The sequence below is a fragment of the Spiroplasma tabanidicola genome, assembly GCF_009730595.1.
In the GTDB taxonomy this organism is placed as follows: Bacteria; Bacillota_I; Bacilli_A; order Mycoplasmatales; family Mycoplasmataceae; genus Spiroplasma_A; species Spiroplasma_A tabanidicola.
Window position 1 is genome coordinate 887,150 of record NZ_CP046276.1, and the last position, 26,941, is coordinate 914,090.

Annotated in this window: 23 protein-coding genes; 2 read left to right on the forward strand and 21 right to left on the reverse strand. The window is 25.8% G+C overall.

Annotated features, from left to right (window positions below):
- Positions 1-308: 308 nt before the first annotated feature.
- Genes STABA_RS03970 through STABA_RS04000 form a run of 7 tightly spaced genes read right to left on the reverse strand, consistent with a single transcriptional unit; the run spans position 309 to position 6,746 of the window.
- Positions 309-1,076: a hypothetical protein gene (locus STABA_RS03970; RefSeq protein WP_156006764.1), complete on the reverse strand. Its 768-nt coding sequence runs from the start codon at positions 1,074-1,076 to the stop codon at positions 309-311.
- Between the two features lie 52 nt (positions 1,077-1,128).
- Entirely contained in the window at positions 1,129-2,427 is a 1,299-nt protein-coding gene (locus STABA_RS03975; protein ID WP_156006766.1) for a thymidine phosphorylase, read from the reverse strand.
- Positions 2,428-2,443: 16 nt separating this feature from the next.
- Positions 2,444-3,358 (reverse strand): lysophospholipid acyltransferase family protein, encoded by a 915-nt coding sequence (locus tag STABA_RS03980; protein WP_156006768.1) that lies wholly within the window; start codon positions 3,356-3,358, stop codon positions 2,444-2,446.
- On the reverse strand, positions 3,358-3,831 hold the full coding sequence (locus tag STABA_RS03985) for a dihydrofolate reductase (RefSeq protein ID WP_156006770.1): 474 nt from the start codon (positions 3,829-3,831) through the stop codon (positions 3,358-3,360). The genes STABA_RS03980 and STABA_RS03985 overlap by 1 nt, the downstream gene beginning before the upstream one ends.
- A complete protein-coding gene (locus tag STABA_RS03990) occupies positions 3,831-4,700 on the reverse strand; it encodes a thymidylate synthase (protein WP_156006772.1) in 870 nt (289 codons plus the stop codon). Before STABA_RS03990 ends, STABA_RS03985 begins: the two co-directional genes overlap by 1 nt.
- Positions 4,701-4,714: 14 nt before the next feature.
- On the reverse strand, positions 4,715-5,038 hold the full coding sequence (locus STABA_RS03995) for a holo-ACP synthase (RefSeq protein WP_156006774.1): 324 nt from the start codon (positions 5,036-5,038) through the stop codon (positions 4,715-4,717).
- A 1-nt stretch (position 5,039) separates the two neighbouring features.
- Entirely contained in the window at positions 5,040-6,746 is a 1,707-nt protein-coding gene (locus tag STABA_RS04000) for a hypothetical protein (protein WP_156006776.1), read from the reverse strand.
- 99 nt (positions 6,747-6,845) lie between these two features.
- On the opposite strand from STABA_RS04000, the gene rnhC reads away from it, so the two are divergent.
- Positions 6,846-7,763 (forward strand): ribonuclease HIII, encoded by a 918-nt coding sequence (gene rnhC, locus STABA_RS04005; RefSeq protein ID WP_156006778.1) that lies wholly within the window; start codon positions 6,846-6,848, stop codon positions 7,761-7,763.
- Positions 7,764-7,799: 36 nt separating this feature from the next.
- Here rnhC and STABA_RS04010 read toward each other — a convergent pair whose 3' ends face one another.
- Positions 7,800-8,789 (reverse strand): lipoprotein, encoded by a 990-nt coding sequence (locus STABA_RS04010; RefSeq protein ID WP_156006780.1) that lies wholly within the window; start codon positions 8,787-8,789, stop codon positions 7,800-7,802.
- A gap of 180 nt (positions 8,790-8,969) precedes the next feature.
- On the opposite strand from STABA_RS04010, the gene STABA_RS04015 reads away from it, so the two are divergent.
- Positions 8,970-10,340: an ISNCY family transposase gene (locus STABA_RS04015; protein ID WP_156006782.1), complete on the forward strand. Its 1,371-nt coding sequence runs from the start codon at positions 8,970-8,972 to the stop codon at positions 10,338-10,340.
- Between the two features lie 86 nt (positions 10,341-10,426).
- Here STABA_RS04015 and STABA_RS04020 read toward each other — a convergent pair whose 3' ends face one another.
- From STABA_RS04020 to STABA_RS04080, 13 genes are all read right to left on the reverse strand, one after another.
- Positions 10,427-11,911 carry an NCS2 family permease gene (locus tag STABA_RS04020; protein WP_156006784.1) on the reverse strand — a complete coding sequence of 495 codons (1,485 nt, stop codon included), beginning with the start codon at positions 11,909-11,911 and terminating at the stop codon, positions 10,427-10,429.
- 278 nt (positions 11,912-12,189) lie between these two features.
- Complete coding sequence (locus STABA_RS04025; protein WP_156006786.1) at positions 12,190-12,666, reverse strand: deoxycytidylate deaminase; 477 nt, start codon at positions 12,664-12,666, stop codon at positions 12,190-12,192.
- 14 nt (positions 12,667-12,680) lie between these two features.
- Positions 12,681-14,009: a hypothetical protein gene (locus STABA_RS04030; protein WP_156006788.1), complete on the reverse strand. Its 1,329-nt coding sequence runs from the start codon at positions 14,007-14,009 to the stop codon at positions 12,681-12,683.
- 9 nt (positions 14,010-14,018) lie between these two features.
- Positions 14,019-14,933: an RluA family pseudouridine synthase gene (locus STABA_RS04035; RefSeq protein ID WP_156006790.1), complete on the reverse strand. Its 915-nt coding sequence runs from the start codon at positions 14,931-14,933 to the stop codon at positions 14,019-14,021.
- A gap of 2 nt (positions 14,934-14,935) precedes the next feature.
- The gene (locus STABA_RS04040) at positions 14,936-15,730 is read right to left on the reverse strand and encodes a signal peptidase II (protein WP_156006792.1); all 795 of its coding nucleotides are present in this window, start codon (positions 15,728-15,730) and stop codon (positions 14,936-14,938) included.
- Positions 15,731-15,744: 14 nt separating this feature from the next.
- Positions 15,745-18,459: an isoleucine--tRNA ligase gene (gene ileS / locus STABA_RS04045; protein WP_156006794.1), complete on the reverse strand. Its 2,715-nt coding sequence runs from the start codon at positions 18,457-18,459 to the stop codon at positions 15,745-15,747.
- Positions 18,460-18,750: 291 nt separating this feature from the next.
- On the reverse strand, positions 18,751-19,092 hold the full coding sequence (locus STABA_RS04050; RefSeq protein WP_156006796.1) for a hypothetical protein: 342 nt from the start codon (positions 19,090-19,092) through the stop codon (positions 18,751-18,753).
- Position 19,093: 1 nt separating this feature from the next.
- Entirely contained in the window at positions 19,094-19,948 is an 855-nt protein-coding gene (locus tag STABA_RS04055; protein WP_156006798.1) for a MurR/RpiR family transcriptional regulator, read from the reverse strand.
- Positions 19,949-19,966: 18 nt separating this feature from the next.
- A complete protein-coding gene (locus tag STABA_RS04060) occupies positions 19,967-21,016 on the reverse strand; it encodes a hypothetical protein (protein WP_156006801.1) in 1,050 nt (349 codons plus the stop codon).
- On the reverse strand, positions 20,979-22,022 hold the full coding sequence (locus STABA_RS04065; RefSeq protein ID WP_156006803.1) for an ABC transporter permease: 1,044 nt from the start codon (positions 22,020-22,022) through the stop codon (positions 20,979-20,981). The genes STABA_RS04060 and STABA_RS04065 overlap by 38 nt, the downstream gene beginning before the upstream one ends.
- A 6-nt stretch (positions 22,023-22,028) precedes the next feature.
- Positions 22,029-23,408 carry an ATP-binding cassette domain-containing protein gene (locus STABA_RS04070; protein WP_156006805.1) on the reverse strand — a complete coding sequence of 460 codons (1,380 nt, stop codon included), beginning with the start codon at positions 23,406-23,408 and terminating at the stop codon, positions 22,029-22,031.
- A 19-nt stretch (positions 23,409-23,427) separates the two neighbouring features.
- Positions 23,428-24,366 carry an alpha/beta hydrolase gene (locus tag STABA_RS04075; RefSeq protein ID WP_156006807.1) on the reverse strand — a complete coding sequence of 313 codons (939 nt, stop codon included), beginning with the start codon at positions 24,364-24,366 and terminating at the stop codon, positions 23,428-23,430.
- 86 nt (positions 24,367-24,452) lie between these two features.
- Positions 24,453-26,936 (reverse strand): ABC transporter substrate-binding protein, encoded by a 2,484-nt coding sequence (locus STABA_RS04080; protein ID WP_156006809.1) that lies wholly within the window; start codon positions 26,934-26,936, stop codon positions 24,453-24,455.
- Positions 26,937-26,941: the final 5 nt, after the last annotated feature.

Here is a 26,941-nt window from a genome sequence, read left to right on the forward strand (position 1 = left end):
TATTTCCTTTCATATGATTAAAACTATTATATATTAGTATTTTTAAATAATAAAAAGAAACAAAAAAAAGCACTCTGGGCGGAGTACTTATTTAATCTAGGATAAGTATATATTATATATTATTATTTAAATATATCATGTTCATTTGATAGGGCTAAATAAACATTATGGGCTAATGATTTTTTACCTATCCCAGACAATTAAATTATAAAGTAATGATTATCTAAATACAATACTTTTTTTAAAAAAATCTATAAATTTTAAAAAAATACTGTTTTTTAAAGTAATATAGATAGTTAAAAAATAGATTAAGAAATATTATGTGCTTTTTTGTATTTAACATTTTTATAAGCATAATAAGCAGTTAAAATAAAACAAGATATAAATAGTATTTGACTTACTGCCAATCATAATTTACTAATGTTTTTATTTTCTTTTAAATATATATTTGTACTTATTAATAATAAAGAATTTATTATATAACAATAAATTATTCCAATAAAGTTTCAAATTATATATAAAAATAGATCTCCTTTATTACCAATTCCATTAAATAATATATTGTGTCTTAACACTAAAGACAAAACAAAAATAATTGAAATAGCATAACCTACATAACTTAAAATTAATCTTCTATTTAATTTTTGATTTGCTTTAAAATTATTTTTATAATTATTTTCAAGAACACCATCTTCTCGACTTTCTTTTTTAACTGAATTTAAATACATATAACCAATAAATGCAAACAATAATCCTATTAGTGATAGCGTTAGAAAAGAACTTAAACTTAATAAATAAATTTTTCCTTGCTTTGAGCTAATTAATCTTTTTTCAACATATAAATAAACATAGAAAAGTAAGTTTAAACTCACTAAAATACAAGTTATACCATATATAAATATTAAATAGGCTCATCATGAAATGTTTTTATCATCTTTAAAAAATCCAACTATCAAGTTTTCAAAAACTATTGAAATAATTATTAATGCAGCTCCTATAATTACACCTAATATTAAAAATACTAAAAATACAGTTCCAATGAGCTTTTTCTTATTTTTTATAACATTATTATTCACTAATTTTTTTCCTTTAATTGAATATATATAAAATTAATTTAGGAAAAAAGTTTTAGTCAATCAACTTAATGATTGTTTCTTGACTAGAAGGTTTAGAATCAATAATTATTAATTGTTTAGCTAAATTTATAAAACCATTTTTATTATCTATATTGGTATATAAAGTCATAATTAAATCATCTTTTTTAACAAATTGTCCGATTGTTTTTGTTAAGTATATTCCAGCTGAAAAATCAATTTTATCTTCTTTTTTTGCTCTTCCAGCTCCCAAATGCATTGATAAATAACCCAAACTTTCTGCTGATTTAAATTTTAAATACCCTTCATTTTCAGATCTTATTTCTATTTTATATTTGGTTATAAAATGTTTATCATAATCAATAATCTTTGAAAAATCACCATTTTGAGCCTCAATAAAATCTTTTAAAATATGTGCTGCTTTTCCACTTTTTAAAACTTCTGTGACTTCTTTTTTAGCAGTTTCTAAATCATTAAAAATATGATTTGAAACCAAACTAATAGAAGCTGCTGTAATACATAATTCATTTAAATCATCAGGTCCATTACCATGCAGTGTGTCTCAAGCTTCTTTAACTTCAAGTGCATTTCCAATTGCTTTTCCTAATGGTTTATCCATATTTGTTATCATTACACTAACTTTTCTATTATGTGCTTTTCCTATTTTTATCATAACTTTAGCAAGTTCTTGAGCATCTTCTATATTTTTCATAAATGCACCAGACCCTACTTTAACATCTAACTCAATACTATCTGCAGGAATTACTAATTTTTTAGACATTATACTTGAAGCAATTAAAGGGATAGAATCAACTGAACCTGTAACATCTCTTAAAAGATAAATTTTTTTATCTGCAGGAACAACATCATCAGATTGACCCATAATTGATAAGCCGACTTTATTTAAAACTTCTTTAAATTTTTCTTGACTTATATTTTCAGTTCAACCAGTACAGCTCTCTAACTTGTCAATAGTCCCTCCAGTTTGGCCTAAACCTCTTCCGGATAATTTAGATACTTTAACACCAAAATAAGCCACTAATGGTCCGTAAATTAGACTGGTTTTATCGCCAACTCCACCAGTTGAATGTTTATCGGCAAATGGACCTTTTAAGTCGCTTAAATCATAAGTTATACCCGAATTAACCATTGCATTTGTAAAATTAATCAATTCATTTTCTGTCATGCCATTAAATCAAATCACCATTAAAAAACTAGACATTTGATAATCAGGTAGTGATCCATCAACAAAAGAGTTGACGATTCATTCAACCTCTTCTTTATTTAATTCGATATTTATCTTTTTTTTATTTATGATTGTTGAATAGTTCATTATCTCACCCTAAATATTAATAATAATAAATTTTATTTTTTTTATCATATTTTTTAACAACTAAGTTTTTTGATTTTAAATCTACATCTTTATATTTATCAATATTTTTTTGAATTTCTCTTTTAACAGTTTCTGTTAAAACACTTGTTTTTGTTGCAATAAATTTATTTGGCATCATTGGTTTTCCAAAAACTATTTTAACAGGCATAATCCCTTTTCTTTTTTGATAAACCTTATATGAATCAACTATAGAAACTGGAATAATTGGTGCATAAGCCATTTGAGCTACTTTCATGCTTGCGCCATGAAATTCATTCATTTCTGGTCCTTGACTTCTTGTTCCTTCTGGAAAAATTACAACAGATCTTTTATACTCATTAATTAATTCTTTAGCTTCTTTCATTGCATTTAAAGCACTTCTTGGGTTTTTTCTATCTAAAGGTACATTATCTATCAAATTCATAAAGTGTTTTATTGATTTTGTAGATCAAGTTTCAATTTTTGCAACAAATGAGATTGGTTGTTGTTTTTGAAAATCATTTATAACTATTAGCATTAATGGGTCAAGATTAGATTGATGGTTTGGCGCTAATACCACTCCTTTATCTAATCAATTTTCTATTCCTCAAACATGCATTTCAATATTTGGGATTCTAAGTACTTTTGAAATTTTTTTCTTAAATCAATTATAACGATATTCTTCTGAATATGAATTTGGGTCAGTTTTGATTCTTTTTGAGATTTTTTTTGCTTTACGAATTAAAAAATAAAGTCCTAAAGCACTTGTAAATAATCTTCATTTACTTAATTTGTAAGGTAATTTTCCACTCTTATCATCTTTTTCGTAAGTGTCATATTCTACGATTTCATTGGTATTACTTTCAACAGCCACTTCATTTTTTACATTTTGTTCTTCTAACTTTTTTGCCATTATAATGCCCTTTCATATATTTTAACTTGAAACTCAGAAAAATCTTTTGTTCCAATTACTTTAAATTTTTTTTTATCAATTTCTGAAGCGAATAAATCACCTTTATAATCATCAAAAATATAGCTAACCACAAGTCGATCTGCAAAATTAATTGTATAATCAAAAATTTGTTTTCCACCAATTATTATAAGTTCTTCGTCACTATTTTTAAAGTCTTTTATGACTTTTTCTAAATTATCAACAATTTCAAGATTCTCATGAATAAAATCTATTCCTTTTGTAGTAACAACTATATTTTTTCTTTTAGGTAAAGGTTTTAACTTTAATGAGTTTCATGTGTTTCTACCCATTAAAACAGTTTTTCCTCTTGTATAATTTACAAAATGCTGCATTTCTTCTTTTATATCTCAAGGCAAATGTCCATTTAATCCAATTGCGTTGTTTTTAGATTGCGCTCATATTAAAGTAACCATTAAACAGCAACTACTCCTTTTAATACTGGATGTGATTGATAATCTTCAAGAACAATATCTTCATAACTAATATCAAAAATACTTTTTTTATCAAAATTAACTTTTAATGTAGGTAATTTTTTTGGTTCTCTTTTTAATTGAATATTAATTTGGTCTAAATGGTTTAAATAAATGTGTGCGTCTCCAATTGTATGAATAAAATATCTTGGTTTTAAATTACATTCTAAACTTACAAGTGTTAATAGTAATGAATAACTTGCAATATTAAAAGGAACACCTAAAAAAGTGTCTCCGCTTCTTTGATAGAGTTGTAAATCTAAATAACCGTCTTTTGAAACATAAAATTGATATAAAGAATGACATGGAGGTAAAGCCATACTTTCAACTTCTTTTGGATTTCATGAACTTACAATTAATCTTCTTGAATTAGGATTGGTTTTAATTTCATTTAAAACTCATTTAAATTGATCTTTTCCTTCAAAATTTCTTCATTGTTTCCCATAAACTGGACCTAAATCTCCATATTTTTTTGCAAAATCACTATCGTTTTTAATTTTTTCAACAAATGCTTCAATAGTTTCGTTTTGATAGTCTTTTGAATTTTTATAAATTTCAAAAGGTCATTCATTTCAAATTTTTACACCATTTTCTACAAGATATTTAATATTTGTATCACCTTTAATAAATCAAAGCATTTCGTGAACTACAGCTTTAAAAAAAACTTTTTTAGTTGTTAATAAAGGAAAACCTTCTCTTAAATCGTATCTAGTTTGAACTCCAAACTTTGAAATAGTTCCAGTATTCGTTCTGTCATCTCTTTTTTCTCCATTTTTTAAAATATCTTCTACTAAATTTAAATATTGTTTCATATCTTATTCTCCATCTACAAATACAAAGCAACCGCAATAGCATATTCTTTTTCATGCGAAATTGAAATAACTATTGATTTTAGTTCTTCATTTAAAATTACTGGTTTATTATTTAAATACCCAATTGATATTTTATTTGGAGCAATATTTTTATTTGTTGCTTTAAAAATCGCTTCTTTTGCAGCTCATCTTCCTGCAACAAATTGTTTTTTTGCCTCTATATCTTGAATTTGTTCTAAATAGACAAATTCATCATCATGTAAAATGCGTTTAATTAAATTTTCATTTGTTAAATCAACTCGATTAACTTGTACAATGTCTGTTCCAATTTGCGCCATACTAACCACCTAGTTTTGCAAAATCAAAGTAATATTGAATTCAAAATCCATAGAACTCATTATAACCAGATTCACCATCTCTTGTTATTCTAGTTTTTGAAGTATCATTTAAATTATCTCAATTTTTTTTGATATCTGTTGTGAAATATTTATATAGAGCTGAAGTGTAACTTAATTCTAATGATTTTGTAAAATATAAATTTGATCAAATTGATGGTATAAATCCAGGCACGTTTGGATACTGAGTTAATCTATTTACATAAGTGATATTTCTTAATAAATTATAAGTACTTGTAGGGTTTTTCAAAATAGTTCCAAGCAATTTATCTGAATCACTTGCATTATCATTTAACAAAACACTATTATTTTTTAAAAATGGGTTTTTTGTTATATCCTCACCAGCTCAAGCGTAAAAGTCTTTAAATCTCTCTAAATTCATAAAACCACTTCCATCTTCGTTATCTTCAATTGCTTTTTCTGCTTTATATTGTTCCAAAGCATTCATTATCTCAATACTTGATGGTCTATTTGAATAGTTAGGATCTTCTGCAAAGGCTTTATTTGTAACCGATCCTACTTTTATAGTTTTATAAGTTTTAATACTTGATTGATCACTTGGTGTGTTGTTTTCATCTGTTCCATTTTCACCATTTTCGTTTCCACTTGAGTTTCCTTTTTCAGTATCTTGCCCTGATAAATAAGCACTTGCAAGTTTTGTAGAGACTAATGCTAATTCTGAAACTAATCTTAATAAAATTCTTGAATCATCTGGCAACAACTCAACACATACAGAAATAGGAATTTTTGTAGGATTTGTTTCAACATAACCTTTTAATGCCAAAATCGAATAAGTTTCTAAAACTTCAGGTGGTAAATTTGCTAAATTATCAACACTCATTCCTTTTGAAGTTAATTGACTAACAATAGTTGAAGCTGGGTTTAAAATGTATTTTCTTATACATGCATTAGTAAAAATATAAGAAAAAGCTTTGATTTGTGGTATTTTTACAGATAATTTATTTGATAAGGAATATCGGCTATATGAGTTTCCGTTTTTAGCTCAATTTACTTTTTGTTCATCTGTTAAACTATTATAATCTAACATACCAAATTTTTGAGTTTCAGTTGCAAAAAAAGATAATGATAAAATTCAGTTAATTCAAACTACAAAAATCATTCCAAATGCAAGTCCGTTAAATCCCCCAAGTAGCATATCTGCAGCTCCTAAGATTTTAATTTTTCTAATTTTAGATTTGACAGAAAAGTAAAAAGCAAATCCTATTAAGTTTATTATAAAAATAAACAACACACAATAAATAACATATAATCCAAGTCCGGTTATAATTTTTAAGATTAAAGTTCCCATTCCATCTCATGATAAACTTGGTAATTGCACTGGTTTTCCATCAACCATAGCACCTTCGACAATGTATTTTAGTAAATCAAAAAATACATCACCCACTTTTGAACCTACTTGATCAAATATATCCTCTAAACCTAATTTAGACCATAGTTTCATAATAGGGTCCATTGTAGCATTAACTAATAAAGGAGGAATAAACGTTATGATAATAACAACGATTAGTTCTAAAAATAAAATATAAAAAGTGATTAAAAAACCTCTTTTTAAACCAAATATAAATGCTCCGATTAAAATAGAGATTGTAAAGAAATCATATAGCCATCAAGGACCAATATTAACAACCATTTATTTTTTCTCCTAACTTTTAAAATTATACCAATAATTAATCTATAAATTATAAATATATATGTCAAAAGTATTATAATTTAGTAGAGGAAATAAGGCATGAAATCAATAAGTATCAAAAAAGTAAATCAAGAATTAATTAATCAAATTATTAAAGATAATAAAACTTATGAAAAAAAATCAAATAATCCTTTAATTAAGTTTTTTTGTAAAACAAACAATGATGAAACTATTAGTATTTATACAAATAATACAGTTTTAATTCAAGCAAATGATGCTGCATTTTTTTTAAGTAAATATGATTTAAAGTCAAATACATCTAAAAAAAATGAAAAACAACTAGATTATAATCATATTAACTATAATAATTTAAATACATTAGGATGTGATGAAGTTGGAGTTGGTGATTTTTTTGGTCCTTTAGTAACTTGTTGTGCTTATATTGATAAAGAGTTTAAATATAATAATAAAGAAATATATAACAAATTAAAAGACTCTAAAAAAATAAATAATGATCAAATATTTAATATTTATAATGAGTTAAGAAGAAAAGTTAAATATTCTGTATTTATCTTAGAAAATAGTAAATATAATGATCTCTATTCAAAATACAAAAATACCCATATCTTAAAAGCAATTTGTCATAATAATGCTTTATTAGATTTTTATAAAAAAAATAAAGAGTTAAAAATTGAAACAGTACTTATGGATCAATTTGTTAGTGAAAAATTATATTTTAATTATTTAAAAAATCTTGATTTAGAAATTGTTAGAGCTATTGAATTTAAAACTAAAGCAGAAGACATATCAGTGGCAGTTGCATGTGCTAGTATAATTGCTAGGTATTATTTTTTAATGAATATTGAAGAATTAGAAGAAAAATATCAAGTTGACTTGCCACTTGGAGCTAGTAATAAAGTTAAAGAAAAAGTACAACTGTATAAAAGTGAATATAAAGAACTTGCAAAAAATTTTATAAAACTACATTTCAATGAAAAAATAAAAAAACCTATTTAAAATAGATAAATTTATACTATTTTTTTAGGTTATTTTTTATTTTACTGAGCCAGTTTTTACAACTTTTACAAAAAACTGTAGTTCAGTTTTTTCTTCAGCCATATATTGTAAATAAAAGTATGGTGTATCATCTGCGTCAGTTAAAGTTTTTCCTTTAATTCTTAATGTATATTTTGAACTATCACTTTCATCTTGTTTTAACTCTAAAACTTCAATATAAAATGAATATGCTGCTGGTAAAACATATGTTTGTAAATATCCATTTTTTGCTGGATTTAATACTTGTATGTTTATTGTTCTATATAGTTCTTGTCCTATACCGTCACTATTTGTTTCAATTGTAAGAGTGTTATTTTCTACACCATCTCCTGTTACTTTAATATCTGGAACTTGAGCACTTTGTGCTTCATTGAATAATAAAACAAAAGTTGTTTTTCCTTTAAGTTTTGACATTTCTTCATTTGCTGTTGCAACAATTTTTCCTTCTTTATCTTTAGTTGCTTGTTCAAAATCAGAGAATATAATATCTTGTTTTTCTTTAATGTCATTTGTTGTTATGTCTGATAATTTTTTTAAAATTGCTTTTTTAGCATAAGTTTGATAATTCATCTCTGGTTTAATTTTTAAATCATCATCTTTTAAAGTTGCTAAATCTAAGTATTGTGCAGATAATCTTATAACTTTAACTTTTATAGAAGCCGATGATTTTCCATATGTTACTTTAATGTCACACTCTCCAACATCAGTCCCACTAATATCAACACTAAAAATACCATTTCCTGCATCATCAGATGATATAGATGGTGCTACTCTTGCAATATCACCATCACTTGTTTCAGCTTTTATTTCTGCATTTTTTTGTGGTTTGTCAACTTTTAAATCTAAAGTTATTTTTTTACCAACCTCAACAGAACTATCTTTGAAACCACTTCCAAATGATACACTACTTCCAAAACAAGATATAACACTATTTGAAGCAGTTGCTATCATTCCAAACGATCCTAAAAAACTTAATAATTTATTCATATTTTTTTCCTTTTCTAAATAATTTATACACTTTTTTTTTTTTTTTTGTAAAGGGGTAAAAAGCATAAAAATTAAAAAAAATGTCAATAACATATGATATTTTCCCTATATATAACAAATAAAAATTTCCCAAATATATAATTTATAATGGGGGATTTAAATATGAGGAGATATTTAAAAATGAATGAAAAAAATAAAATGGAAATAATTAAAGCTGTAATTGATGAAAAACTATCTAAAAAAGCTGCAGCAATAAAAATCTGTCAAACAATAAGAAATGTTAACTTATTAATTAACAAATATAAAAAGTATGGTTACACAGCATTTATCCACAAAAATACTGGAAGAATATCAAATAAAAAAATAAAACATCAAATAAGTGATCAAATTATTGACTTGTACATTAATAAATATGAAGAATATAATTATAAACACTTTTTAGAAAAGCTTTGATCAAACCATCAAATAAGTGTTTCATATACTTACTTAATCAATTTATTAAAAAAGAATAATTTATATTCACCAAGAATTCATAAAGTAACTAAAAAAATGATTAAACAAAAAATTACTAACTTATTAAAAAATGAAAATATTAAAAAACTTGAGAAACGAGAGTATTTAAATACTTTGCTTTCAATAGAAAATATTCATCCTATGCAAAATCGAAAAACAGAGTTTGGTGAGCGCTTGCAAACTGATGCATCAGTCCACTACTGAGTTGATAATGAGAAATGGTATTTACATGGTTTTATAGATGATGCAACAGGTAAAGTTTTAGCTTTATATTTTGATAAAGAAGAAACTCTTATGGGATACTACAATATAACAAAAAAAGTTTTATTGGAGTATGGGATTCCAAAGGAGATAATTACTGACAAAAGGACTGTATTTTGAAGTCAAAAAGAAAAAGAGTCAGACCTTCACTCTGACTCTTTAACACAATACGGATTCTTATGTCATAACTTAGGAATAAAGCTAACAACTTCAAGTGTTCCTCAAACAAAAGGCCGTATTGAAAGGTTGTGAAATACACTTCAAGATCGCCTACCAAAGGAACTCAAAGAAAATAATTTATCAGATATAAATGAAGCAAATTCATTTTTAAATGAATATATTAAAAGATATAATTCACAGTTTTCCCTTCAATTAAATAATATCATTAACTCTTTTTCTATTTTTAAAGAACATAAAAACATAGACTTTTATTTATCAAGAAGATTTGAAAGAACTATTAATAAAGGATCTACAATAAAATACCAAAATAAATTTTATTTACCACATTCGAATGGCGAGCCAGTCTTTTATAAAAATAAAACAAAAATCTTTGTAGTAGAAACTTTTGATGGGCAGTTATATTCAAACTCATTTAGTGAATGAATGCCTTTAATTGAAGTTCAACAAAACTCAACTTATAAAGAAGCTTATGAAGATAAAAGTGTTTCTGATATACAAAAAACACATAAGCAAATTAAAACCAATAGTCCATGAAAATATACTAATTGAATATTTTACAAAAACTCTAAAAATAAAGTTTTGGGAAAAATTGATTAGTTATTGACAGGGGTAAAAAGCATAAAAATTAAAAAAAAAAAAAAATCTTATGCAAATTACTACATAAGATTTAAGTGTTTTATAAATTATTGAATAAAAGCAAAAGCTATAAAGTATGCGATAAACACAACATCCAAGACTCATATAATTGGATGTACTTCTTTAACTTTTTTAGTTGCTAAACATCCAATTGTATAAGTTATTAATCCTAAACCAATTCCTACAGCAATATTATATGTAATTATCATAAATAATATGATAAAGAATGATGCTAATGAAATTTCTGGTTTTTTTCATTCGATTTCAGTTATATTTGAAATCATAATTATTCCAATAAATACAGTTGCAGCACCACTTATACATGATGGTAACATTGTAAATAATGGTGATAAAGCAATACTTAATAACAATCCAATTGAAGTTACAATTGAAGAAAATCCAGTTCTTGCTCCTTGAGAAATACCAACACAACTTTCTGCATAAACTGCATTATGAGAAATTGCCATAAATGAACTGAAAATTGTAGATCCTCCATCAATAATCATTGCAGATTTTGGAATTTCTCTTTCATAAGGTGAGTTTTTATTTGATTCTACCATTACTGAAGTTAATGTTCCTGTAGCATCAAAGAAAGTTAAAATAGTAAATACAAATATTGATATATACATAGTAGGACTTTTTCAAATTGCTAAATTTCCTGCATTGTTAAATGTTGATTTAATATTATTTACAAATCCATTAAACATTGATTTATATTCTCAATTTGAGTTAAATTTTGCAGTACCAAATGAATTTTTAATTACATCATTATTTGGAAGTACATTTGCAAGTATAACTGCAATTATAAATCCCGCCAACATCATAACTGCAATTGGAGCTACAAATTTTTTAAAGTGTAATACTACTGCTCCAAGTAATACCAATGTTCCTATAATTATTGCTGGATAAAATACTTTAAAATTATTTAATGTAGCTACTGGTAAACCACTTATTTCTGTATTTTCATCTCCAATTTTAACTCAACCTATATTAGCTACTCCTACATAAGCGATAAAAAATCCAATTCCTAAACCAATTGCAATATGTAAAGATTTTGGTAAAGCTTTGATAAGCATTTTTCTAACATTTGAAATACTTATTATACAAAATAGAACACCTGATATCATTGTTGCAAATAACGCACCTTGATATCCGATTCCTTTCATAGCGACACTATATGTAAACATAGCATTTACACCCATACTTGGTGCTAGTGCAACAGGTATATTTGAAACCATACCCATTACAAAAGTTGCTGCAAAAGCAATAATTGCAGTTGCTAAAAATACTCCTTTACCATCTAATTTTGCTCCACCATCAACACTTGGAGCATATTTTAATATTTCTGGCTCAACAGATAGTATATAGATCATTGCAAGAAGTGTACTAATTCCACCAATGATTTCTTTTTTTAAAGTTGTATTAAATTTTTTAAATCCAAAGAACTTAGCAAGTTTTGAGTTTTCATTGTCAAATCTCATTTTAGACTTACTAGCTTCTTTGATTTTAATATCATTATTGTCTATTGACATTTTTCCTCCATATTGTTTATCTATTTGAATTAAAAATAAAAAAAATTACACTTAATTAAATAGACAAATTCTTATTTTAGTATAATTCGTGTAATTAAATATAATTTGCGAATAATTTCTTTTAAAAAGCAATTTATAGTGTTTGGATAGGTCCAACGTAGATACTCTAACCCTATATGTTAGATTATACAAATGCTATTTAATTACATTTTCATTTTATATTAATTTATTTGTAATTAATATATTTATTTAAATAAAAAATAAATTAGTTGTCTAATTTATTTTTTGATTATATTTACTTTTACAGCCTCTTTATATATTAAATTTACTTTTGCAGTTTTTAAAATTTTTTTAGCTACATCATCTTTAATTGTATTTTCGTATTTATTGTCTGAATAAATTACTGTTTGTATTCCCGATTGAACAATAATTTTTGCGCATTCAAAACAAGGAAATTGTGAAGTATACATAATACATCCTCTAACACTAGTTGTTGCACTTAAAATTGCATTCGATTCAGCATGAACTACATATGGGTATTTAGTTTCTTCTCAATTACCTTCTCTTGCTCATGGAAAATTATCATCACTCAAACCTCTTGGTAAACCATTATATCCAGATGCAATAATATGATTTAAATCATTTACAACAACAGCTCCAACTTGAGTATTTGGATCTTTACTTCTCATAGCGTTTAATTCAACCATCGCCAAAAAATAAGTTGTTCAATCAATATAATCATTTCTTTTTTTCATTTTAAAATTCTCTTTTAAATAAATGCAGAAATTACATAAGAACTTGCATCCACTCCAGATGATTGAAGTGAATAGTTTCATCCATTCAAATCATGAATTATTTTATTTAAATAATCAGCACTAAAAACTTTATGATTTGCATAAGATAACATTGCTAATAATGCATTTAAATCAGGTGCTATTCCATAAGAAGGAATAAAAATAAATACAACCGGCACTACAAATGCAATACCTAATATTAAAACTGGCAAAATAATATATCCATCAATATTTTTATAATCATATGTAAATAATAATGTTATAGATGCAGATACTCCACAACCTAATATAATTAATACAACATCATATTCACTTACAGTAATAAATAGAACATAAATAAGCATGATTATTAAAGGATAAATTAATCTATTTTTTGAAAATAATACAATTGTATCTGATTTTTTTGATCAAGTTGTTACTCCTAAACTACCTACAACCATTGCTGGTAATATTAAGTTTCCACTAAAAGTTGGTGAAGGAAACATTACAGATAAGAACAATCCAACTAATGGATAAGTAATAAAAATTACAAATGCAAATTTTAAAGTTCCTAATAATCCTTCTGTGTATTTTGTAACTTTTAAGACAAATACACCTAAAAAAATTAATTGAAATGCTGATGCAACAACTCCGTTACCTTGAACATTAAAAATATAAGTAAAAATTCTTCAAAATTGTTGACCAATAATTGTTAATGCTTTATTTGTTCCGCCAAAAAACATTGCTGTTGCACTAGTACCATTAACACCAATTCATGCATCACTAATAAATGAAGATAATAGTAAACAAATAACTGGTAAAATACAAAATGCTACAGAAATAAATATTGAAACCGCACTGTTAGAATTCATTTTTCCAACTAATTTTTTTAATTTGATATTTGATGAACCACTTGGATCTGTAAGAGTTTCTAAAAGTTCTTCTTCACTTAAATTTTCTTCTTCAACTTCTGCTTGTTTAATTTGTAAAGATGTGATTTTTGGAAAATACTTTTTTAGATTCATTCTTGCTTCGTCTAACGAAGAGATACAAACTACTCCTTGCTGACTTCCATCATAAATCGCAATCTTTAAAGTATCAACTTTTTCTCTTTTTGAACCTTTTAATGAATTAACTAATTTATTTAGTTTTTCATCATGTTCTAAAGCTTCTCCTATTGTTAAAGCAATAACTTTAAATTGTGCTTTTTTATTATAAAGATATACATTGTAATCATCACTTATTTCAGCATTTACTTTATATTTTTCAACTTTAACTAGATAATGAACTAATGTTAATCTTAAGTCATTATTATTATTTGACATTTTATGCACCTATTTTTCTATCTCTACTATTTTATCATTAAACTCTTTTGGTAATTCACAAGAAAATTCAAATCTTTCATTTGTTACAGGGTGATCAAAACTTAATTTATGAGAATGCAAAAATTGTCCAAACTCAATATTTTTATCTTCTTTAAATGCATATAAATGGTCTCCTAACACTGGGTGTTTTATAAAAGCCATATGAACTCTAATTTGATGTGTTCTTCCTGTTTCAATAACACAGCTTAGCAAGGAGAATTTATCAAATCTTTTAACTACTTCAAAATTAGTCACTGCTTTTTTTGAATTGATTTCAGTTACTGTCATTTTTTTTCGATTATTTTTATCTCTTCCAATTGGTGCATCAATTTTTCCTTTATTTGGCTCAACATTACCATGGACAAGTGCTAAATATTCTTTATAAATTTCATTATTTGCTAACATTTCTGTTAATCTTTTGTGTGCTTTATCATTTTTTGCAACAATCATTAAACCAGTTGTATCTTTATCTAAACGATGAACTATTCCTGGTCTTAAATATCCTCCAATAGAAGATAAATCTTTAATCTTAAATAATAATCCATTGACAAGTGTTTTATCAGGATTTCCTATTGCAGGATGCACAACTAAGTGGTTTGGTTTATTAACAACGATTATATCTTTATCTTGATAAACTATTTCAAAATCTACATCTTGAGGAATAGCATTTAATTCTTCAGGAGACTTTGGATCAATTGTGATTATGTCTCCGATCAATAAGTTATAATTAGATGAAACTAAATTATCATTAACTTTAATAAAACCTTGTTTTATTAAAGATTGAACATAACTTCTTGAAAAATCATAATCTTGTTTTAAATAATCAGTTACATATTTATCTAAACGATCAGAATTAGTAGTAATTTCAATTGTAATTGGTTCCATATTTAATTACTATTCTCTTTTGAATTTTTATTTTTAAAATCCATTTTTGTTTGTTTTCAATCACTTCTAATTTTTTTACCATTTGCCAAATAATCTTGAAACATTTTGAATTGTACTTTTATTGGTTGTTTTTTCACAGATTGTAAATATTTACTTTCAAGTAGTTTTAAATCTTCTTTAAAGTTTTGATATAAGTCATATAAATCACCTTGTTTTTTATAAAAACCAAGAATTATTTCTTGAACAATAAAAATAATTAAAGCGATAACTAAGAGACCTACTGCAACATTAACATAGACATCAGCGATATTAAATGTATAATCAGTTAATCCAAAAAAATCAAAATCTCATTGTAAAAAATCAACAACCCCACCTTTAATTCCGCCATCTTTACCAGCATTTTGTGGAATAGTAGGAGCTCATGCTCTTCCTAATAAATTTGCTAAACTACCAGCCAACATTAAATTAACAGACTGGGTTCAAAATTTTGGATAACAAAATATTCATACAATAATCAAAGCAATTGTAACAAGTGCTGCTAATGCAATTGCAACAGAAGGTTTTCCTGCATTCATACTTAATGCAGCCCCTGGATTAATTATGTATTGGAATTTTAATAAACCTGGAATAAAAGCAGTAGGTTGTGCCAAATACTCCATTTTTGATGAAACAATAATTTTTGTGATTCAATCAAAACTAGCAAGAAGGATTAAAAAAGGTAAACATCAGATTAATTTGTATCTTCAAGCATAATTATGATTTTTGAAAAATAATTTAATATTTTCAATAATTTCCATCTTATTGTCTCCTTTTATGTATTAATAACATCATAACATCTTTGGCATATATCTTCTACCAATTGATCAAATATAGCTCAACAACGTTCACATTTTAAACCTTGCTTTAATTCTACTTTTACAGCAGCAACATTATTGTTATTTGCATCTTTTGCATTTTCATCAAAATCAATCGAGTTAACAATTAATATTTGACTTAAATCATCAATTTGTTTTATATAATCATATTCAGATTTTAAACTTAAAGTTATTTTTGCTTCAAAACCTTTTTTAATAATTTTTTCATTTCTTGCTTTTTCTAATGCTTCATTAACATCATCTCTTAATTTCAAAACTGTTTTTCATTTATCTACAAACTCATTGTCTTTCAAAAAGTTTTGTTCTCTTAAATCTAATAAATGAATAGACTCTTCTAATTGTAAGTTTTTTATATTTTTATAAGCTTCTTCAACTGTATGAATTAAAATTGGTTTTAACATATCCAATAATGCTCATAATTGTTCATACATAACTGTTTGAACTTGTCTTCTTCTTACAGAATCTTGACCTTCAACATAAACTATATCTTTTATAAAGTCTAAGTAAAATGCTGATAAATCATTAACAACATAGTTATTAAGATGTTTTAATGCAATATTGAAATTATAATCATTAAATGAAGCTATAAATTTATTTTTTACAGTAGTTAAATTATGTAAAGCAAACAAATCAACATCTTTAAATTCATTTTGATAATTTTTTTGACTATCAAAATCACTTAAATTTGATAATAAAAATCTTAATGTATTTCTTAACTTACGATAATTTTCACTAACTTGTTTTAAAATTTCTTTTCCTAATTTTTGATCATCAGTATAGTCAGCAGAAGCAACTCATAACCTTAAGATATCTACTCCCAGATCATTTGCAATTTCTAAAGGATCAATTGTGTTTCCGATTGATTTAGACATTTTTTTACCTTGCTCATCGTTTGTCATTCCGTGAGAAATTAATTCTTTATATGCTGGTTTACCATCATAAACAACTGAGTTAATCATTGATGAGTTAAATCATCCACGATATTGATCTGTTCCTTCTAAATAAACATCATAAGGTCTTGCTAACTTGAAGTTATCTTCCAAAGCAATATTAGAACTTCCTGAATCAAATCATACATCCAAGATGTCTTTTTCTTTTGTTCAACCTTTGTTTCTATTTTCTGGTTCTAAAAATTCGTCAGCATCAAGCTCAAATCATGCGTTAGTTCCTTTTTCTTCTAAAACTTTAACTGCATAATTTACAACCTTATAATCAAATACTGGTTCTAAATTTTTATCATAAAAAGCAATAATCGGAACTCCTCAAAGTCTTTGTCTAGAAATTGTTCAATCATTTCTATCGCCAATTATATTTCTTAATCTTTCTTTTGCTCATTCAGGTTGAGTTTTTACATTTTTAACAATTACATCATCAATTTCTTTTTTTACTTTATCTAAACTAACAAATCATTGACTTGTTGCACGATAAATTATTGGTAATTTAGTTCTTCAATCATGTGGATATGAGTGCTTTACAAATTTCAGTTTTAAAGCTAAACCTTTATTTTCTAGTTCAACACCAATTATTTTATTAGCATCCTCATAAAATACCCCTTCAAGTCTTTTATCATTAATTTTGCTATTAAATTTTCCTTGGTCATCAATTGGAACAAATGCTTCCATTCCGTTTGCTGTAACTATATTAAAGTCATCTTCACCAAATCCCCCAGCACTATGAACTAATCCAGTTCCTGCTTCATCACTAACATGATCTCCTAAAAAAATTGGTGCAGTTTTGTCATCAAATCAAGGATGTTGATAATAAATGTTGTTTAATTTTTCTCCTTTAAATTCTTTTAAAACTTTTACATTTTCTCAACCAATAGTTTCGCTAACTTCTTCTAAAAGTTTTTTTGCCAAAATATATTTTGTGTTTTTTCCTTCAACTGCAACTTGAACATAGTCAATATCTTTACCAACACATGTTAACTGGTTTGAAGGTAATGTTCATGGAGTTGTTGTTCATATAACAATGTGAGTATCTTTAAACTCATCATTATTTACTATTGGAAAACCAACATATATAGAAGGACTTCTAACATCTTTATATTCTATTTCAGCTTCAGCAAGCGCTGATTCGCTTGATGGTGATCAATAAATTGGTTTTAATCCACGATAAATTAATCCTTTTTCTACCATTTTTGCAAATAATCTTAACTGACTTGATTCATAACCTTTTGTTAAAGTTATATATTTAACATCATAATCTGAAAATATTCCTAATCTTTTAAATTGTTCTGTTTGAATTTCAACTTGTCCTAAAGCATATTCTTCACATAGTTTTCTAAATCGAGCTGGTGGAACTGATTTTCTATCAACTCCAGACTTTGTAACAGCTGTTTCAATTGGAAGACCGTGAGTATCTCATCCCATTATATAAGGTGATTTAAATCCAGTATAGTTTTTTCATCTAACTATAAAGTCTTTTAAAATTTTGTTTAAAGCATGTCCTACATGAATATTTCCATTTGCATATGGAGGTCCATCATGAAGAACAAATTGTGGTTTATTTTTATTTGCTTCAATTTTTTTATTATATATATTTAATTTTTCTCATTCTCTTTGCATTATTGGTTCTTTTGTTTTTAAATCAGCTTTCATATCAAAATCTGTATTTGATATCAATAACGTGTCTTTATAATTCTTATTCATAATTTTAATTTCCTTTCAAAATAAAAACGCTCCTAGTAAGGAGCGTTTGAACGCGGTACCATCCTTTTTATATAACAAAAAAGTCATATATCTCTTATGATTTTGACGCTATCAGCGTGGAGTTCTACTAAGTTGACCTTTTCTTCTCCCGTTATAGTTAAGTGATAAATTTATAGATCATTATTAGTTCACACCACACACTAACTCTCTGAAAATAATTTATATAAATTTGTGTCTTAACAACTTTAATATTTAATTTTATTTAACTTAATAATTATACAATATATAAGATTAAATCTTGATATTATCAACAATTTTTTGAGCAATTTCTTCAACTTCTTCTTTTGAATAATTAAAAACTTCACCATTATCTTCTAAAAATTTTTCAACAATGCTTTGAAAATTATTAGGTTGGTTTTTTATAATATTTAAACACTTTTCCATTTCGTCTTTGATTTCATATGCAATATCAACAGATTTAATAATAATTTTTTGAGCATTGTGTTTTGCAATTTTATACATTTCTTGTGATCTAGATAATTGTTGATTAATATAATCTTCTTTTTCTTTATAAATATTTATCTCTTTTTTTAATTTTTCAATTTCATTTAATAATTCTTCATTTGTTGGCATATTATAAATGTCCTTCAAAGTTTCATCTTAGTGAAATCTCACTAGTTTTTTGAAATTTCTCACGATATTCTTTATTTTTAGTAACTACAATATTAAACAATACATCAAAAATGATTAGTTCTCCAGGAAGTGATGATATTGCAGGATATTGAATTTTATCATAACTTAATGTTTGAGTTTCAATTGTATAAATTAATTCTTTATTTTCTTCACCCATCATTTCAAGAGTAGTTTCTTGATCAGTTGTTAAAATTAATACAGGAATACCTCTATTAATTGCTCATTTTGCAGACTCAATAACTTCTTTAGTTCATCCAGTCCTTGAAACAAATACACAAAAATCTTGATTTGTAAAAAATACCGCTTTTTGAACAAATAAGTGAATATTTGAAACAGCAACAGCTTCTTTGTTTAATCTACATAAATTTTGTACAAATGAGTTTGCAGAAACTTCTTGTTGTTCTACACCAAAAACTATGATACTTCTGGCTTCATATATTTTTTTTGCAATTTGATTAGCATATTCAGGGTCTAAATTATTTAATGTTTCATTAATTGTAAATAAAGCACTACCTTTTACGTTATGAATAACTTGTTCAGGAGTCTTATCTTCACCAAGTTTATAGTATTCTGTTTGCATTCTTGATTTTTCATACACAAACATTTGTGCTGCTTTAAAGCTTTTAAAACCAAGTTTTTGACAAACTCTTGTCATTGTACTTGAACTTACATTACTAGCTCTTGAAACCTCTTGAATATTGTGTGAACAAAAATAATCAGGATTATTATTAATCTCATTAACTATCGCTTGTTCTGTACTATTTAATTTATCTTCACTTAATTTTAGTATTTTCATTACTAAATACCTCTTCTTTTATTTGTGTTTAGGTTTATGATGTTTTTTATCTTTTGCCTGCCACTTTATTATTTTATCATAGGATAAGTTATCATTGCTATATCCCATCTCTTTTAAATGAGAAGATCTTAAATTTGCTAATTGTTCGATACTTGAACAACGTTTTATATCTCTAATATAACGATTTGATAGTTTTAAAATAATGCTTGTTCCATAGTCATCTTTTGTTCTTCTTCTTAATTTGATTAAAAAATGTAATACTAAAAAGAATCCAAAAAATAAGATTATACCAATAGTTGCTGCATAAGGAATTGCTAAATTTCCCCCTAAATTTCATTCAACACTATAATTATGACTTGAAGTATTAAAAGTATCTACATATTTCAAATCAGGAGCATTTACTCATCCAGCTTGCATAACATTCATCATGTATCGCGGCGGAAATGCATACATCACTATATTCAACCATTTATAGTGAGTAACAATGTTATACGGATATGCACAACCTAAAAAATATCATGTAAATATATAAATTACATTTGCTAAAATCATAGAAACCATTGGGTCTTTTATGTAAATATACATTATATAACATAAAATAACCATTAAAAAATAAAGCATTAATATGCTTGAAATATACATTGATCAGTTTACATTTGCAATTAAGGTTCTTTGATGAGGATATGCTAAATATGTGATTAAAATCAGTCCAGAATTTGCAATAAATACAATAACAAAATTTGCTAAAATATTTGCAAATAATACTCGAAATGGACTAACTGGTAGAAAATCAACTTTTGAGCTAAATCCAGTTTCTCTATGAATATTTAAATTACGATATAGCATATGGATAGCATTTCTAACTGTAATAGCTCCTGTTGCAGATGCCAAAATAAATGGGTCAGTACTACGATACAATAATCAAATCAAGGTTATAAAATAAAATAAAAATATCCCTAAAAAAACATTAATTGGCGAACAAAAATAAGTTTTTGTAGAAAGTCGATAAAACTTTCAAAAAACATACATTCTATTTTTTACTTTTGAGCTCAACATGTTTTTTGCCATTTTTTGCATTTTTCCTTTCTGAAACTTGATGTTTTAAATCTTTTAAAGTGTTATTTAATTTTTTCTTATTTAAATTAATATTATCTCTAACTTCAATTAAACTTTCTAATTCTTCAACTGTAGAACTTCTATTAATTGCATAAATTATTGCTAAATGTTTATGTTGATTTTTAAACTTTTTATATCTTCTATTTTCAAACTCAAATGCTTTTTTAAACATTATTAAAACTAAAAATGAAAGTACTAAAATTATTAATAAACTAACCACATATGGTATCCAAGCAAAATTGCCATATCCAAAATCAATATTGTTTCCATTATTTCCCTTATAATGGAAGTCTGGTGCATTTATCCAGCCTGCTGCCATAATATTGGACATATATCGCTGAGGAAATAAGTACGAAACATATATTACTCATTTTTCAGAAACTAAAACATTATAAGGAATTCCAAGTCCTAGTAAATAAACAGATCCAAAATAATAAAAATTACCTATTGTAAAACATCATTCAATTGACTTTGTTCAAAAAGCAATCAAAAATGCCATTAAATTTGAAAGTATTAATAATAATATATATCCAACTAAAAATATTGGTCAATTGACATGTAGAATAGTTTCTCTTTGTTCAGGATATAACATTGCAATTGCTAAGGTTACTAAAGTTACAACCATATTTGCAGATAAATTAAATACAACCATTGTCATAAAAATAAATTTTTTTGAGATATTTGTTGAAAATAATCTGTTAAAAAAGTCTTTTTTTCTAAATTCGTGAATTGTTTTTACAAAATTATACATACAATTTCTAATTCCACAAACTCCAAGTGCACTTGCCAAAACGAAAGGATCATAAGACAAACTACTTTGAGAAGTATCTCTAAATGTTAGTCATCCAACTAATGTAATAATAGTTACAAATCATCCAGAAAAAAGGTTAAACTTATCTCTTATGTAGTTTTTGTATTGCATAACAAATAATTTCTTAAAAATACTCCATTTTGACATTTTTAACTATTCTCCTACTACTATCTCTTCTGATTGTGTGTTTTCTATTTCTTGTTCTAAAGCTTTTTCAAGTTCTTTTTGTTCAATATCTTTTGCATCACCAAATGTTCTTAATTTTTGTTGACGTTTTAATATTTTTGCTTCTAATTTCATAATTCTTATTTCTTCTTGAATATATTTTTTCTTTAAAAAACGAAGTTTTGTCAACTCTTGTTTTGACAACTCTCCTGTATTTTCGTTTTCATAAATGATTGTTCTTTTATTTTTAAAAATTGGATAAAAATCAGTTTTTAAATATAAAAAAAATGGTTTAATTTTTTGAATAAACTTATCTAAATAAGATTTTCATTTATAAGCTTCACGATGTTTTTTTCAAGTCTTTGATAATTCTTTAATTTTATTTATAACATTTTTGATACTTACTTTAAGTTCTTCAATCAACAAACGATTTAAACCACTTGATGCTACAGTTATAAATTTTGTATGCATTTCTTGAATATAAAAGTTTATGTTTTTTACCATAACTAAAATTTTATCAGTGTCAAAAAAATCTAATATTTCTTCTTTTGAATTTAACTTTTCATAATCTGCATTAAACTTTTCTAAATATTTTTCAAATTTTTTTAAAATTGGTTTAAAAACAGGATCTGGTTTTAAAGTAGTTTGTTTGGCTTCAATCGCTGCTAAAATTTTATAAGCATATTCATCATAATCAAAATTTAAAGTTGTTTCATCAATATAGTCATCAGATAAAATTAATCCCATTTCCATAACAACAATTCTGTCACACAATGCTTGAAAAATTGATTTATCTGGAGAAACTATTACATAAGTTGCATTATGATCTTTTTTATAATTTTTTAAAAACTCAATTACCTTTGTTTTCATATCTAAACCAATTGTATTTGAAACTTCATCTAAAACTACAAGTTCTGGTTTATGTAAAAATGCTAAAAATAAAGAAAACAACTGTAATCATGAAACAGCACAAGTTGCTAATCTTTTATCTAATCTATTATTAATTTCAAAAGTAGTAAATAATTTATCTAGTCACTCTTCATCTTTTATATCATAAATACCTTTATACAATTCAATTACATCTCTAACAGTAAATCCATCTGGTCATGCAGTTTGTCTAAATTGAAATCCAATTGAACTTAAAGCATATTCTCTTGTAAAGTTATATTCAATAATTCCACTAGTTTGAGGAATTTGATTTGCTATCAATCTTCCTAAAACTGTTTTTCCTGATTGATTTGGCCCAATTATAGAAATACCTTCACCTTTATAAATTCTTAAGTTAATTTTTTTAATAGCTCATATTTTTTTATCGAAAATCTTACTTACATTTTCTAACTCTACTAAAAGCTCTTTTTTATTTTCCATAACCAGATTTTTACCTTTCTTATTTTAATAAATCAATTGATTGTAAGAATTTTTTTATAGCATTTATATAATCGCTAGTGTGTTCAAGTTGGGTTTTAACGTGAGCACCAGTATCAAATAATAGTATTTGGTCTTGCTTAGAGATTTTTGTTCGGTATTTAAATAAAGCTTCACTATCTTTTGGATAAGTAACTAAATCTTTTTTTGAATGAATAAAAAGAGTTGGAACTGTTTTTTCATTTTTTTCAATTAATTTAACAATATCATATTCTAATACATTTATTTTATAATCTTTTTGATATTTTTCAATAATTTTGTCCATAAAACTTTCAACATAATCTTGAAACTGTTGATTTGAAAAAACTAAAATAGTTTTAAAAACTTGTTTAATAAACATATAAGTTGAGTCAGAAATTGTAAACTTTACTTTATATTTATCGATATAATTTTTATCTGCAACTGAAAATAAATTTACAGTGAATGCTCCCATACTAAATCCAATTAAGCCAAGATGTTCTACTTGAAAATTATTTATCAAATGATCTAAAACTTCTAGCAATGCATTTAGTTCATTTACTCCAAATGAAACATAACCATCAATTGATTCCCCATGATTTATAAAATCAAAAACCATAATGTTATATCCCAAATTATCAAATAAGTATGTTGATAAAGCACTTGATTCTTTTGAACTACTATATCCATGGCAACCAACAATTCATTTATCACTATTATTTTTATTAATGTGATAGATTGCATGAATACGATTATTTATTATTTTTTTTTCTCATCCGTCAAAGTTAGAGAAATCTATTTCTTTTAATTCATATTCGGTTACTAATGACTGTTGATATAAATGTAGCAACTGTTCTCAACCATATTCTTCATAAAATTTTTTATTATTCGCTTTTGTATTATTTATTACTTTTATTAATTTATCAATTATTAAATTGTTCATTTTTTTTACTCCTATAAATGATATTTTAATATAAAAAATCACTCAAAATGAGTGATTTTTTATAATATTAATTTTTAAAAACTTTTTTAACTTGATTTTCAAGCTGCAGTATCTTGATGAGATTTTGGGTTTGCACTAACTTCTTTTGTAAATGTTTCTCATTCATTTCTTAAGTATTCAATTTCTTCATGTGTTAATAGTTTATCCACTAATTTAAAGTTTATAAATTTATTTGCAGATAATCCATAAGCAACTTTTGATTGAACAAATGGAACGTTGTAAGAAACTGTAAATGATTTTCCAGCAAAAGGTTTGTAGTAGTATAATCCTAAATAGTTTTCATACATTAAACTTGATTCCGCTTTTGCAAATCCTTGATATCTTTTATCTTTGTCTGCATTAACATCACTTGATGTTTCTGTTTTATCAGTTTTTTCTATTCCAGCATCATAAGCTCTACTTGCTTCTAATAACGCTCACGATGAACCTTTTACAAATACTCCTGGGTCCATAGCTTGTTGTAAGTCGCTTTCTTGTTTAATTACAAACTCACCCATTTCATCTTTTTGGTTAACATTTGTTACATTAACTCCGTTAACTTTAACAGCATTAGTTTTTGGGTCAGGATTATTTGAAATGAATAGAGAACCTCTATGCATATACATTTGATCATAAATTTCTCCTGTTTCTCATGTTTGAACATATGAATAAGGATCATCATAATCTGGACTTCATGAACTTCCGGAGAAGTCTTGGTATCCCCCTCTAACAAGACTTAAAAAGTCTTGATAAGAGTTTTGATATAATAATTTAACTTCAAATGGGTTATTTGGAATTGCATTGAAGTAATCTCACATTTTTTGTAATCTTACTTCTGATTGAGATCCAGATTGTTGAGTCATTATTATATTTACTGGAAGTTTTGCAACACTAGTATCTATTTTTAGACTACCATCACTACCTGAAACTTTAAAGTAACTTTTTAAATTAGTATCAGCATTAATGTCTTTTAACATAGCTTGTATTAATTTACTTTGTTGATCTGTTATTTTTCCAGCTTTCATATCTTCTTCATTAAATGAACCTACATAGAATGGATCAACTCCGTCTTTTAATCAATCATATGAGAATTTCTCTGCAGCACTACCTTTACCGTCTGCTGCTTTATTAACAGTTGCTCATTCAGCTGACCTCACACTTTCTGATGTTTTTAATTGCTCTGATAAATATTCTACATATCCTTTTTTACCACTAGTGTTCATTCCGCTACTATGTCCTGCTTCAACTTGACTAGCTTCTTCAGAGTGCATTCCATCAGGTACATAAGCATTTCTAAGATAATTTGAATATTTATTGTTTGCCCCATCATAAAGGTTAGTTGCATATTTTAAATAATAACTTCTATTAATGTCTTTTGCAAAAAATTCTCTAACACTTTTTAATTGGAATAATCTTGATTTTAGTAATGCTATATTTTTATCATTTATTTTTTTATTTAATATATCTGAGTTGAAGAAGTTAAAGTAGTTAATAACTGATGAATAATCACCAGCAGATGTTGTATACATTGCTAATCCATCAGTAGCTTTTGGATTTGCAATGTCTCCTACATATTTTTGGAATCCTTCTTCGTCTGCTTGACTTGGTCCAAATGAACTTAAACTTCCACCTTCAAATAATTTTCTTGTAGTTGTTGCATCTGATTTTCCTAAGAAAGTATATCTTATTCTATTTACATGTACATCATCTTTCAAGTGATAATTTTGGTTTTTGTCTAAGATTAATGAACTTTCTTTAACATGACTAGTTGGAATGTATTCTCCTGAATATAAACCTTTTGTATAATCAGTGTTAATGTTTGAGTTTATATCTAACATTTCAACTGGAATTGGTGAAAATGCATGATAAGTTAATAATGATTCAAAATACGGCATATCTCTTTGTAAAGTATATGTTACTGTTCTATCAGTATCATTAACCGCAATACCAACTTTTTTTAGTAAGTTATCATCTTCATATTTTTTTAGATCTTCATCACTAAAACTATCTCCTTTTTCTTCAATTAAATCTTTTAAACCATCATGATATTCTTCTGCTCCTTTGATGAAACTTGCTCATAAAGAATAAACAGCTGAACCATTTTGAGGATTTAATACATATCTAGCTGTATTTAAAAAGTCATTCATTTCAATGTTTCTAACTAATTTTCCTTTGAAATTACTTCATGTTGCATTAGATCTAATTTTATATTGATAAACTTTTTTATCTGAACCTGGGTGACTAGCTAATGACTTATCACTTGATCCGTAATTAGGGTTAGAACTTGGGTCTACTAAGTCTCCATAAGTTCTACCATAACTATCTATTCCCAATAAAGTAGCATTTGTTGATGCAGTAAATTGTGAATCTTCTCCACTAGCAGAATAAGCAGTATTTCAGTTTGAAATTTCTGCTGTATATGCTGTTTTAAAAGTTTTGGCTGGATCTTTTGCTTTTCCACAAGCAACTAATGATGCTGACGAAGTAGAAACTAAAGATATAGCCAATAAACTTGACATTAATTTTCTCATTTTTT